The 12733-nt window shown below is 39.1% G+C and carries 10 protein-coding genes; 8 read left to right on the forward strand and 2 right to left on the reverse strand.

Annotated elements, in window-relative coordinates; all coding sequences use genetic code 11:
- The first annotated feature begins 620 nt into the window (after positions 1-620).
- The gene (locus tag DDV96_RS15470; protein WP_116695690.1) at positions 621-2390 is read left to right on the forward strand and encodes an aminopeptidase P family protein; all 1770 of its coding nucleotides are present in this window, start codon (positions 621-623) and stop codon (positions 2388-2390) included.
- A gap of 54 nt (positions 2391-2444) precedes the next feature.
- On the opposite strand, the gene DDV96_RS15475 is transcribed toward DDV96_RS15470, so the two are convergent.
- A complete protein-coding gene (locus tag DDV96_RS15475) occupies positions 2445-3776 on the reverse strand; it encodes a D-serine ammonia-lyase (protein WP_116695691.1) in 1332 nt (443 codons plus the stop codon).
- A 257-nt stretch (positions 3777-4033) separates the two neighbouring features.
- On the opposite strand from DDV96_RS15475, the gene DDV96_RS15480 reads away from it, so the two are divergent.
- The 6 genes from DDV96_RS15480 (at position 4034) to DDV96_RS15505 (ending at position 11432) form a co-directional block, all read left to right on the forward strand.
- On the forward strand, positions 4034-4306 hold the full coding sequence (locus DDV96_RS15480; protein WP_133240869.1) for a hypothetical protein: 273 nt from the start codon (positions 4034-4036) through the stop codon (positions 4304-4306).
- Positions 4303-4698 (forward strand): hypothetical protein, encoded by a 396-nt coding sequence (locus DDV96_RS15485; RefSeq protein WP_116695693.1) that lies wholly within the window; start codon positions 4303-4305, stop codon positions 4696-4698. The genes DDV96_RS15480 and DDV96_RS15485 overlap by 4 nt, the downstream gene beginning before the upstream one ends.
- A gap of 421 nt (positions 4699-5119) precedes the next feature.
- Positions 5120-7789 carry a pyruvate dehydrogenase (acetyl-transferring), homodimeric type gene (aceE, locus tag DDV96_RS15490; RefSeq protein WP_116695694.1) on the forward strand — a complete coding sequence of 890 codons (2670 nt, stop codon included), beginning with the start codon at positions 5120-5122 and terminating at the stop codon, positions 7787-7789.
- A 13-nt stretch (positions 7790-7802) separates the two neighbouring features.
- Complete coding sequence (locus DDV96_RS15495; protein ID WP_116695695.1) at positions 7803-9299, forward strand: 2-oxo acid dehydrogenase subunit E2; 1497 nt, start codon at positions 7803-7805, stop codon at positions 9297-9299.
- A gap of 18 nt (positions 9300-9317) precedes the next feature.
- Positions 9318-10730, forward strand: coding sequence for a dihydrolipoyl dehydrogenase (gene lpdA, locus DDV96_RS15500; protein ID WP_116695696.1), 1413 nt, complete (start codon positions 9318-9320; stop codon positions 10728-10730).
- Positions 10731-10958: 228 nt separating this feature from the next.
- Positions 10959-11432, forward strand: a complete 474-nt coding sequence (locus DDV96_RS15505; protein ID WP_116695697.1) for a c-type cytochrome — start codon at positions 10959-10961, stop codon at positions 11430-11432.
- A 215-nt stretch (positions 11433-11647) separates the two neighbouring features.
- On the opposite strand, the gene DDV96_RS15510 is transcribed toward DDV96_RS15505, so the two are convergent.
- Positions 11648-11836, reverse strand: coding sequence for a hypothetical protein (locus tag DDV96_RS15510; protein ID WP_116695698.1), 189 nt, complete (start codon positions 11834-11836; stop codon positions 11648-11650).
- Between the two features lie 209 nt (positions 11837-12045).
- On the opposite strand from DDV96_RS15510, the gene DDV96_RS15515 reads away from it, so the two are divergent.
- On the forward strand, positions 12046-12630 hold the full coding sequence (locus DDV96_RS15515) for a hypothetical protein (RefSeq protein ID WP_116695699.1): 585 nt from the start codon (positions 12046-12048) through the stop codon (positions 12628-12630).
- The last annotated feature ends 103 nt before the right edge of the window (positions 12631-12733 follow it).

Here is a 12733-nt window from a genome sequence, read left to right on the forward strand (position 1 = left end):
GTAAGTTAGTAAACCTTCAGGAAGGATTAAGCTTAGCAGGGGTAAATCAGTCTCTTTATTCATTGGAAAATATTTATCCGCAAAGAAAACTATTTTTCACTCTAGACCCAACTTTTGGACTTGATCCGTAATTGTACCCATTGCTGAGATTGTTTCGCCTTGTTGGAAGACGAATTTGATGTGTTCATAGTACTTTGGGCGTATAGTATGCCAAAAGGGGCAATAAAGCACAAAGCCAAAAGTAATGTAACTCTTTTCATAATTTTATTATTTTAATATTAAATTAATTTTAAAACTATAATTACGTCCAATTAAAGTCAAGTGTAAACGAGTGGATTGTCAAAATAAATGAGTGTATTGCGACTATTGGTTAGTTTGGAGGTACGCTTTTCTGAAAAAAGAAAGATAATTTAGTTTTTTTAACTAGAAAATTAATGCATCCGGATTCTCTACCGTGAAGTTAAATCTCATCATTTTAGGATAGAAATCACTTGCTTTTGTTTCTAAATACAATAGCTTTAAACTTATCCATAAAATGGGTAATAAAAAGCAGTTAAACTCTCTGTATCTTTTTCAATACAACAACCTTTTTGTAATTTTAGGCTTTAAAAAAAATAGTGATGAAAGTGAAAGAAAAAGTAGCTTCCCTGAGGGAAGAAATGAAGAAAAATATTATTGATGCCTTTATCGTGTATGCCGACGACCCACACATGAGCGAATACCTCCCGGCGGAATGGCAAGAGCGAACATGGCTCTCCGGGTTTAGCGGTTCGGCGGGATTTGTAGTGGTCACTTTAAATAAGGCTGGGCTTTGGACCGATGGCCGGTACTTTACCCAAGCTCCCAAAGAGTTAAAAGGCTCTGGCATCGATTTGTTTAAAGATGGCGTAGAAGGCACACCTCATTATATCGATTGGATTATTTCTGAAACTTCCAAAGGCGCCACGGTTGCCGTGAATGCTCTGGCTACGTCTCATTCCAATTGGAAGGAATTGCAACAAAAACTGGATAAAAACAACCGAACCCTTAAAAGTTTACCGTTGCTGGATAAGGTGTGGGCCAAACGCCCTGCGCCCAGTAAAAATCCTGTTTTTGTACAGCCTATGGAACGGGCGGGCCAATCGGTGACCGATAAACTTGCAGCTATCCGCAAAAAGATGAAAGCCGAAGGCGCTACGGCACACGTAATATCCAGTTTGGACGATGTGGCTTGGACACTCAACTTGCGCGGTAGCGATGTGTCTTGCAACCCCGTATTTTTAGGGTATGTACTAGTAACGATGAACCAATGCTCCCTCTTTGTGGATGTCGATAAATTAAATGAAGAAGCCAAAGACCTAATGAAAGAAGCAGGTGTGGAGTTAAAATCTTATCATGATTTCTTCGATTATCTCGAAAAAGTAGAAAACGAAACCATTTTAATAGCTCCCAACTGCAACCAAGCTGTTTTTGAAGTCTTAAAAGAAGACAACACCATACTTGAAAAACCTGCGCCCGGACACCTAATGAAAGCCGTTAAGAACAATACCGAGCAAAAAGGATTTGAAGAAGTTATGGTGCGCGATGGCGTGGCTATGGTGAAATTTTTGCATTGGCTTACCCATACGGCAGGAAAAGAGGAGTTGGACGAATATACCATTGGTAAAAAACTATACGACTTCCGTGCGGCCGGAAAAAATTTCATTGGCAATAGTTTTGGCAGTGTGGTTGGCTATAAGGGCAACGGCGCCATTATTCATTATTCCGCCAAAGCTGAAGACAGTGCCAAAGTAACCAATGACGGCAGTATCTTGGTCGATTCCGGCGGGCAGTATTTGGAAGGCACTACAGATATTACCCGGACATTTCCGTTAGGAGAAGTTTCAGATGAGTTTAAAAAAGACGCCACAACAGTCTTGCAGGGAATGATCCAGTTATCATTGGCCAAATTCCCAAAAGGCACAAAAGGGGTGCAACTTGATGCCTTGGCGAGAATGCCTTTGTGGAAGGAAGGAAAAGATTACAACCACGGCACCGGGCACGGCGTGGGCAGCTTTTTAAATGTGCACGAAGGACCACAAAGCATCCGTAAGGAAATCAATCCGGTGGAATTGCAAGCGGGGATGGTACTCTCCAACGAACCGGGCTATTATGTGGAAGGAGAGTATGGAATTCGCCACGAAAACCTTGTCTTGGCCAAAATCTGGAAAAAAACCGAATGGAACACGTTTTACGAATTTGAAACCCTAACGCTGTGCCCTTTCTTTAAAAGCATCATCGTTAAAAGCATGCTCTCACAAGAAGAGATAGATTGGATCAATGCCTACCATAAAATGGTTCAAGAAAATTTAGAACCACATTTGGAAGGTGAAGTTAAAGATTGGTTTCTTGATCTAGTCTCGCCCTTGTAATTGCTAAGGATAATTTCAGAATAAAAAAGTTCTATTTACTTTTTTCATGAAGCTTTAAGGAGCAGTTGACAGTTGCTCGCACCCTTTTTTATAATAATGTTGCCGCTGCTCTTCTGGAACTAAAAGGCCTCCAGTTGCCCATACAATATGGGTTGCATTGTGCAACGGCAGTTTATGTTTTTTTGCATATTCTGTTTTTTGCATCAAGGGTGGGCCTATAAAACCAGCGGTTGCAGAAGGTTCGAGAAAAATGTTTTCGGTGTCTTTTAATTGTGCCAAAAGCTTGAATAACCGTTTATCTTCCACCGTAAATATACCGCTCACCAACTGTTTGCTTATTTTGGTTGCAAAATGTGAAGGCCTTCCCACAGCTAACCCATCGGCTTCTGTTTTGTTGTCAAGCCCAATATCCTGAACACTGATGTCGCTCATTTCTCCAGTAACCAATCCGGTCAATACAGCGGGGCAGTGCGTGGGTTCTATATAAAAACAATGTACGTGATCGCCGTAAATTTGTTTTAGCCCAAAAGCTGTTCCACCGGGCGAACCTCCCACACCACAAGGGGAATACACAAACAAGGGATGTGAAGCATCCACTTTAATATTTTGTTCTTCTATTTGTCTGGCAATCCGTAAGGCACCAACGGTATAGCCCAAGAAAAGATTTCGGGAGTCTTCATCATCGACAAAATACGCTTGGGGATCGGCCTTGGTTTTTTCCCTTCCCGCGGTAATAGCTTTGCTGAAATCGCCATCAAACTCGATGACTGTGACACCTTTATCGCGCAACAGGTCTTTTTTCCATTTTTTGGCATCGGATGACACATAGACCGTAACCTGAAATCCTAATGCTGCACTGATGATCCCGATGCTCAACCCGAGGTTTCCGGTAGAGCCCACGCCAATTTTATAATTACCGAAAAATTTGTTGAATTCACCTGAAGTTAAAAAACTGTAATCGTCTTCCTTGTCCAACAATCCTGCATCCATGGCCAATTGTTCCGCATATTTCATGATTTCAAAAAATCCACCCCGGGCTTTAATGGAACCTGAAACGGGAAGTTCGTTATCACATTTCAGCAACAACCGTCCTTTTATGCTTTCATCGGTTTCATTTAAGAGCGATTGCATGGCCGCAATTTCCCGTAAGGGCGATTCCAAAATTCCGTTGGTTGCTTTGGTTTCAGGAAAGCCTTTTTCAAAAAACGGGGCAAAACGGTTCCATAGGCGTTCTGCTGCTTTCATATCCTCCAAGGTGATGGAAAACCCAGTATGTGCTACCGAATTCAGTTCTGGATTTAACCAAGAAACCGGTTTGGCGTCCATAATGTCCTTTAAAATGGGTGAAGCGCTTACTAAGGATTTTATCTTGCTTTTAGAATACATATTTGGACTTTTTAGGAATTTCAGCTTATTATTTAGAATGATTAAAAATAACAAAACTGTATTGATTTATGCTTAAATTGAAGTTAATCTTTTTTGAAGACGAAAGCAATTGAAGCTTTTACATTTCAGAAAAACGACTATGCATTCCTACTTTTACACCATCACTGAGGACTATCGGGTTTGACCTTTAAAACAATGGACTTGCCTTATTTCCAACATAAATATACCGTATCTTTGCCAGCTGAATGTGGTTTACCATGGCGCAGCAAAAAAACTCTGGAAATACGGAAGCTAAAAATTCGGTTCCACACCAAGAACCGACCAGGGATTCTGAACCTAAGTCCAAGGATTTAACCCAGAAACCAAATAAAAACCCCAGCGCTAAAAAGAAAAGATCATTTGCCGAACGGTGGAAAACCAACCGGTTTTGGCTGGTTCGCGGCACGTATTATGTGCTGTACTCTGTATGGATGGTCGTGATGGCTATTGGTGCTTTTATCGCTTGGTTAATAGCCCTGTTGTTTATATGATACAAAAGTTCCCATTGAAGATATTGCATGGGTATGTGTTGCTTTCGGTAGTTCTTTTTTTAGGGGTACAAAGCTTAAAACTCTTTTCTGTTACCAGCCCAGACTGGGTGCTCCATTACCTAAACGATTTTTTGACCATCCCGATCGTGGCGACGTTGTGTTTGCACAGCGTGTGGTTTGTTAAAAAAGACCGCAGCATCCGTCTGAATGTCTTTACAACACTTAGCTTGGTTGTTTTGTACTCAGTTTTGTTTGAATATTACCTCCCACTGCAATCGCATCGATATACAGCCGATATCTGGGATGTGGCCTGTTATTTTTTAGGCGGGACGGTTTTTTATTTTCTTCAAGAACCAATGCGTTTAAGCAAAACAGCAGAAACAATAGATTAGTTTAGTACACCATTTTTTATTGAATAAAATCAGTTAAAACCGTAAAAAAAGTATGGTAAAAATAAATTTGGCTCTAACTTCTTTTTTCATTACTTGTTTAAACAGGACGCTTCTTTAAACTTGAGTTCTAATAGTTCATTGTTTTACCTACTTCTTCTTCAACTGATTTTACTTTATCAATCGCAAATAAAATAGACACAACTTTTTGGAGAACTTATATATGCTTCGGAAATGCCCAACACTTTTAAGATACTTTTAAACATAAGAAAACCAGCGTGTTAAAAACATTAAGACTTGAGTGTAATCTTATGTTAATCCTTTGTCTGCTCCCTAAATAAACTTTAATTTAAACCTAAAAACACAACCAACCGCTATCAATACACAAAGTTGCATCACTTCGGGTTGTCTTAAAAATTAGGTTATGGCAAAAGAAAATAAAACTTCCGAACACGAAAAAGAAAACAAAGAATGGCTAGAATCTTTCCGATGGATTTTAGAAAATGAACCAAAAGAGCGCGCCGAAACCATCTTAAAACTGCTACAAGATGAGGCTGTAAAAAAAGCCGTATTACCGACCGAAGATTTTACTATGCCTTATTATAATACAATCCCTTCCGGGGAAGAAAAAGCATATCCTGGAAATATAGAAATTGAAGAAAAATTAACCGCTTACATCCGGTGGAATGCAATGGCAATGGTGGCAAAAGCCAATAGAGAAAACGAAGGAATTGGCGGTCACATTTCCACGTACGCTTCTATTTCTAATCTATGGGAAGTTGGTTTTCATCATTTTTTTAAAGTTTACGAAGATGGTAGCGCAGACAATGTTTATTTTCAAGGCCACGCCTCGCCCGGCGTGTATGCACGGGCTTTTCTCGAAGACAGACTAACCGAAGAAAATCTGGAAAACTTCCGTAGAGACGTTTTTTCTCCCAAAGCGCTTACTTCTTATCCGCATCCTAAAATAATGCCTAATTTTTGGAATCATCCTACCGTTTCTATGGGTTTGGGCGCTATAATGGCTATTTATCAAGCCCGGTTTAATAAATATTTGCAAGATCGCGGCTTGGTTAAAGAGAACAAACAAAAAGTCTGGGCTTTTCTAGGCGATGGCGAAATGGACGAACCCGAAGCTCGCGGTGCTATTAGCATTGCGGCAAGAGATAAACTGGAAAATCTAATTTTTGTAGTCGATTGTAATTTACAGCGTTTAGACGGTCCGGTTCGCGGTAATCATAAAATTATTCAAGAACTGGAAGGACTTTTTAAAGGCGCCGGTTGGAATGTGATTAAAGTTTTATGGGGTAGCGAATGGGATGCGCTTTTCGAAAAAGATAAAAGCAACAAATTGCTCAAACGCTTAACAGAATTACCGGACGGAGAATTACAAAAATATGCTTTTGAAGATGGCGATTTAATGAAAGAAGAACTTTTTGGCGATGATGAAGATTTAAAAGAATTAGTAAAAAATATTTCTCCCGAAGAATTGAAACGCTTTAAAAGAGGCGGTCACGATTTAACCAAAATCTACAACGCTTACCAGGCGGCCGTAGAACATAAAGGACAACCCACCATTATTTTGGCGCAAACCATTAAAGGTTACGGACAAGGGGATTCCGGGGAAGCGAGTAATGTGGCGCACCAAACCAAAAAAATGGACGAAAAAGGTCTAAAACACTTTCGGGATTATTTTAATGTTCCAATTTCCGATGAAGATTTAGAAGATATTCCTTTTATAAAACCACAAAAAGACAGCGAAGAACTAAACTATCTTTTCGAAAGAAGAAAAAAGTTGGGCGGATTTCTTCCGACAAGGAAAGACAAAACCGAAGCTTTAAAAGAACCGGACGCCGCGATTTTTGAAAACTTTTTTGAAGGTTCTGACGATAAAGAAGCGGCCACAACCGGGGTTATGGTGCAAATTGTGAGTAAACTTTTAAAAGACGAGAATGTAAAAAATCTAATCACCCCAATCATTCCGGATGAGTCACGAACCTTCGGTTTAGAATCGCTTTTTAGTCAAGCAGGAATTTACGCCCCGGAAGGGCAAAATTACGAGCCGGTAGATAAAGACACACTTTTATTTTATAAAGAAGAAAAAAAAGGCGCAATTTTAGAAGAAGGTATTACCGAAGCCGGCTGTATGAGCGAGTTTATCGCAGCCGGAACCGCTTATTCCAATCAAGGTGTAAATACCATTCCGTTTTACTTTTTCTATTCTATGTTCGGTTTTCAACGGGTTGGTGATTTGATTTGGGCAGCTGCAGATGCCGGGGCTAAAGGTTTTTTAATTGGTGGAATTTCCGGTCGCACCAGTATTCCAGGAGAAGGTTTACAGCACCAAGACGGACAAAGTCATTTAAACGCTTTGGCTTTTCCTAACCTCAAAGCGTACGATCCTACTTTCGCGTATGAACTTGCAATTATCGTTCAAAACGGAATTAAGGAAATGTACGCAGACAAGAAAAATTACCTGTATTACTTAAGCGTGGTAAACGATACTTATCCGATGCCAAAAATGCCTGAAGATGTAAAAGATGGCGTCTTAAAAGGGCTGTATAAATTTAAAGCAGCTTCAAAAACTAAAGAAAGAAAAGCACATCTTTTCGGTAGTGGCGCTATAATGAAAGAAGTTTTGGCTGCAGCCGAAATTCTAGAAGAAGAATACGAAGTAGCGGTAGATATTTGGAGCATTACCAGTTATAAAGCCTTATACGATGATGCAATTGATACTGAAAGAGAAAATAAACAGCACGCCCAACTCAATCCCGAACCAAATTACATTGAGCAATGTTTAAAAGACGAAAACGGAGTTTTTGTTGCGGCGTTAGATTACGTGAAGGCATTGCCGCTGGCTGTTTCCAAATGGTTTCCTGCAAAACTGACCACCTTGGGAACAGATGGTTTCGGCAGAAGCGACACCCGCGAACAATTGCGCCATTTTTTTGAAGTAGATGCAAAAAACATCGTGTACGCGGTTTTATACGATTTGGCAATGCAAGACGATTTTCCTACCGAAGAACTTAAAAAAGCAATTAAAAAATTAGAAATCAATCCGGATAAAAAGAATCCGCGCAAATACGATTTATAAAAACTCTTTAAAAATGGCAATAGAAGTAAAAATACCACAAGTAGCAGAAGGCGTAGAGAGCGCAACAGTAGCCGAAGTTTTGGTTTCAGAAGGCGATAAAGTTGAAAAAGACCAATCTTTAATCAGTGTAGAATCCGATAAAACTTCCGTGGAAATTCCTTCTTCAGATAGCGGAACTGTAGAGGAAATAAAAGTAAGCGAAGGCGATGAGGTAAAAGTTGGCGATGTAATTTTAACATTGACGGAAACAGATTCGGAAGAAAAAGAAGATGAAGACGAAGGGGAAGATGAAGTCGAAAACGAAACTGAATCTGAAAATGATGATAAAGCGGAAAAAGATTCGAAAGAGAAGGATGAATCCAAAAGTGAGGAAGAATCCGAAAAGAAAGATAAAGAAAGTAAAGAAAGTAAAGAAGATACAGGTTCTGATGAAAAAGAGGAAGAAGTAGAAGAGGAGAAATCTGATAAAACAGAGAAAGAGGAAAAAGGAAAAGAGAAAAAGAAAAAATCTGCTGAAAGCGAAGAGGAGAAAGAGGAAGAAGCTGAAGAGAAAACTGAAAAAGAATCTGAGAAGAAAAAACAAGAAAAATCCGACAAAAAAGAAAGTGATAAAGAAAAAAACGAAGAGAATCTGCCCGCCGCTTCGCCCGGCGTTAGAAGATTAGCTAGAGAATTAGGGGTAGATATTCATAAAATAAAAACAGAAAACGACAGAATCAGTAAAGAAGACGTAAAAGCTTTCGCAAAAAAAGACGAAGAAAGTTCCACCGAAAGTACGTCAACCAGCTTACCGGATTTTAGTCAGTGGGGAGAAACAGAAGAAAAAAAGCTTTCCAGCATTCGCAGCGCAACTGCCAAAAATGTTTCTAAAGCTTGGAAAGAAATTCCGCACGTCTTTCAATTTGAAGAAGCCGAAATTAGCGGCATTCAAAAATATATAAATGAGCACCAAGAAAAAGCTAAAGATGCCGGCGGCAAACTTACCATTACCGCAATTTTAGTTAAAATTTGTGCAACTGCCTTGCGCCAATTTCCAAAGTTTAATGCCAGCATAGATTTTGAGAATCAGAAAATGATTTTAAAAAAATACATTAACATTGGCATTGCGGTAGATACCGATAAAGGCTTGTTGGTTCCGGTAATAAAAAATGCCGACAGAAAATCTATTCTAGAAATAAGCACAGAAATTACTGCGCTAGCTCAAAAAGCTAGAGACGGAGAACTAAAACCCGATGAAATGAAAGGCGGTAATTTTAGTATTTCTAACCTTGGCGGCATTGGGGGCACCAACTTTACTCCAATAGTTTTACCACCGCAAGTTGCAATTTTAGGGGTTTCTCGCGCTCAAAAACGACCAATTTTTAAAAATGATGCGTTAGATGCCGGCACTATTTTGCCATTAAGCCTTTCTTATGATCATCGCCAAATAGATGGCGCAGAAGGCATTCGTTTTCTAAAATGGATTGCACAAGCGCTGGAAGATCCGTATGCTGCTTTGTTAGAAGCTTAATATATTAAAAACAATTTTATGTCAGATACAAAAAAACGAGAATTGGTTATTATTGGAGCCGGGCCCGGCGGTTATGCTGCGGCTTTTAGAGCGGCAGATCTCGGTCTAAAAGTCACTTTGATAGACAGCGAACCTAAGCCGGGCGGCGTTTGTCTTTACAGAGGATGTATTCCGTCAAAGGCTTTGTTGCACGTTGCCAAAATCAAACAAGAGGCAGAAGAAGTCAAAAATTGGGGTTTAGCATTTGATAATCCGAAAATTGATCTAGAGAAATTACGAACTTTTAAAGATAAAACCATCAAAACGTTAACTGATGGTTTGGCGCAGCTTTCCAAAAATAAAGACATAGAATATATTCAAGCTAAAGCGGAATTTGCTTCGGAAGAAAAAATCGTAATTCATCTGGAAGATGGCGATAAATATACACTTCAATATGAAAATCTGATATTGGCCACCGGCTCCACCAACATAGATTTACCCGACATAGAACTGGATCATAAAACGGTAATCGGTTCTACAGACGCGCTTGAATTACCAAAAATTCCCGAAAAAATGTTGGTAATTGGCGGCGGTTATATTGGTATGGAAATGGGAAGCGTTTATGCCAATCTTGGCGCAAAAATAAGCGTTGCAGAAATGACAGAAAACTTATTACCCAACACCGACCAAGATTTGGTAAAGGTTTTTGAAAAAGAGCACGCTTTCGCGGAAGTTTTATTAGAGCATAAAATCGAAAAAGTTTCCGTAGAAAACGAAAAAGCAAAAGTTCTTCTTAAAAACAAAGATGACGAGGAAAAGGAAAAAGAATTCGATCTCGTTTTGGTCGCAATAGGCCGTAAACCCAATACATCTTCCTTAAAGTTAGAAAAAGCTAATATTGCTATTGATGAAGATGGGTTTATAAAAGTGAATAAAAAACTGCAAACCAATCAAAAACACATTTATGCTATTGGCGATATAACACCCGGTCCAATGTTAGCGCATAAAGCTTCGCATCAGGCCAGAATAGCAGCAGAAGTCATTGCGGACAAACAAAGCGCGGCTTATGATGTACGTTCTATTCCGGCAATTGTATTTACCAATCCAGAAATTGCCTGGTGTGGCCTTACCGAAATCGAAGCAAAAGAAAAAAACACCAATTATAAAGTTTTAAAGTTTCCTTGGTCGGCTTCGGGACGAGCACGAGCAATCGGAACTGCAAATGGCTTAACAAAATTGCTTATCGAACCAGATAGCGGAAGAATTTTAGGTGGGGGAGTTGCCGGTAAAAATGCCGGTTCACTAATTCCTGAAATTTCGCTTGCTATAGAAATGGGAGCAACGGCAGAAGATTTGGCGCTTAGTATTCATCCGCACCCAACCTTATCGGAAACCATTATGGAAGCTGCCGAAATCTATATGGGTGGCGCTACACATATTGGAAAAAAGTGATTATAAATACAGAAAACAGGGTTCAATAAGCTTTGCTGTCAACATAAATTAAAAGGGTTTTAGGGAAACGTTAAGAGAGATTCAGCAATCTTATTTTTAACTTTAGTCTGTTGATTTATTGTGCTTGCACCTATTTTGCAGTACTTGGCCAATAGATGAGTATATGGGATTGAATATTTCGAACGTCTGCATGGAACTGAAAAGAAAACTAATTTAAAAAACATACTTATGAAAACCTTAGCCAAATTATCTCTTGCTTTATCATTTCTTTGTGTAGTGGGTTGCGATTGGGGCCATGGAACAAAAAACACAGAGGATGGTTCCCAAGAAGTAGATTCATCAAAAATCATGCACATTAACAGACCAGATAAAGCCAAAACTGGTGTAGGGCCCATTAAAGAAAAAGTAGAACTCGGCATGCACATCGATCAAGAGATGGCCGCAAAGGGCGAAAAATTATTCAAAAGGGAATGTTCTACCTGTCACGAAATCCATGACAGCAATAAAGGCCCAGCTTTAGGTGGGGTTTTACAGGAGCGGTCCCCACAATGGGTGATGAACATGATTCTAAACCCAGGAGGGATGATCGAGCATAACGTGCAGGTAAAGGCCATGAAAGCAGAATATGAATACACCATGGTTGATATGGACCTAACCGAAGAGGAAGCCCGGCAAATTGTGGAGTATTTGAGAAATTATTGAAAAAACATATATTATCCTTTATCCTACCAAACACTACCCAATTCAATACCTAAAATTAAAAAAGCCCGTAAACAGTGCGTTTACGGGCTTTTCAGCGGAGAAAGAGGTAAGTGAACCTCTTTCTCAGCGTCTTTATTTATCGATGTTTCAGTCCTGTACCATTATGAGGTCACCTAATAGGTCACCTTTAAAACCTTGTGTTAAAGATACGAAATTTACTTGATTAATCCTTGTACTTTACTGATTTCAAAGCCCATAAAGTCGCAAAATTCATCAATAGTAACTAATTGGTGTGACTCTTTGTTAAGGTGTTCTTTAATCTTGCTGATTATAGTTCTACCATAACGCTCACTTTTACCTGTTACCACTTGCACGTCTTTAGGGTAAATACAGATTCTGCTCATTGGCTCAAAATTTAAAATTAATACTCTAACTATACTTTAGCTATACCGTAGCTCTAAAGCTCTTATATACAATATACGACAATTATCGCAGTGAAGAAACTATCTATTTCGGAAGTTTTGGCAAGTTGTAAACAGTACGGAAGTGCTTATAAACATTGATGCTTTATAGCACGTATATTTGATTGTTCATCATTTAAAAATGTATTGTTATGGCAAAGTTAAAAGGTATTATTAAACTCGAAGGAACGTTAGATAATTTGACGTTTTACAAGGGTAAAGAAGGCTATTTAGTAAAGACTAAAAGCGGTGTTTCAAAAGAGCGTATTCAAAACGACCCTGCGTTTGAGCGTACTCGTGAAAATGGTTCTGAATTTGGTAGTTCTGCATCTTCTGGTAAGTTGTTAAGAACTTCTGCAAGAAACTTAATGATTAGAGCAAAAGATAATCGAGTTTCAAGCCGTGTTACACAAGTAATGACGCAAATTAAGAACTTTGATACAACCTCTATAAGAGGCGAAAGAAATGTAGCTACAGGATTAGCAACCACAGAGGGTAAAGCTGCTTTAAAAGGCTTTGATTTCAACAATAGAGCTATTTTAAGTGCTGTTTTGTTTGCTCCGTTTACTGTAGATAGTTTGACTGGTGAAATTTCAATCCCAAATTTAACGCCTACTAACGATATTTCTTATCCGAGTGGTGCAACTCACGTTAGTTTTACATCGGCTTTCTTAAAAGTTGATTTTGATACTACAGAAAATGCGATTGAATACGACACTATCCCACTAAGTGTGTAAGTTTAAAATAACAGGGGTTGGACTTTTTTAAAGTCTGACCCTTTTTTCATAGATCGTTAGGAACTGATTTAAAATGATGCCCCAGTTCCTTATAGGCATTGTC

This window comes from Marixanthomonas spongiae, from assembly GCF_003095375.1.
Taxonomy (GTDB): Bacteria; Bacteroidota; Bacteroidia; order Flavobacteriales; family Flavobacteriaceae; genus Marixanthomonas; species Marixanthomonas spongiae.

Bases quoted from the DNA above. Each gene is read 5' to 3' on its own strand.
- DDV96_RS15510 (WP_116695698.1), bottom strand. From the start codon at position 11,836: ATGAGCAGAATCTGTATTTACCCTAAAGACGTGCAAGTGGTAACAGGT.
- DDV96_RS15505 (WP_116695697.1), top strand. From the start codon at position 10,959: ATGAAAACCTTAGCCAAATTATCTCTTGCTTTATCATTTCTTTGTGTA.
- DDV96_RS15515 (WP_116695699.1), top strand. From the start codon at position 12,046: ATGGCAAAGTTAAAAGGTATTATTAAACTCGAAGGAACGTTAGATAAT.
- DDV96_RS15475 (WP_116695691.1), bottom strand. From the start codon at position 3,776: ATGTATTCTAAAAGCAAGATAAAATCCTTAGTAAGCGCTTCACCCATT.
- lpdA (WP_116695696.1), top strand. From the start codon at position 9,318: ATGTCAGATACAAAAAAACGAGAATTGGTTATTATTGGAGCCGGGCCC.
- DDV96_RS15495 (WP_116695695.1), top strand. From the start codon at position 7,803: ATGGCAATAGAAGTAAAAATACCACAAGTAGCAGAAGGCGTAGAGAGC.
- DDV96_RS15485 (WP_116695693.1), top strand. From the start codon at position 4,303: ATGATACAAAAGTTCCCATTGAAGATATTGCATGGGTATGTGTTGCTT.
- DDV96_RS15480 (WP_133240869.1), top strand. From the start codon at position 4,034: ATGGCGCAGCAAAAAAACTCTGGAAATACGGAAGCTAAAAATTCGGTT.
- DDV96_RS15470 (WP_116695690.1), top strand. From the start codon at position 621: ATGAAAGTGAAAGAAAAAGTAGCTTCCCTGAGGGAAGAAATGAAGAAA.
- aceE (WP_116695694.1), top strand. From the start codon at position 5,120: ATGGCAAAAGAAAATAAAACTTCCGAACACGAAAAAGAAAACAAAGAA.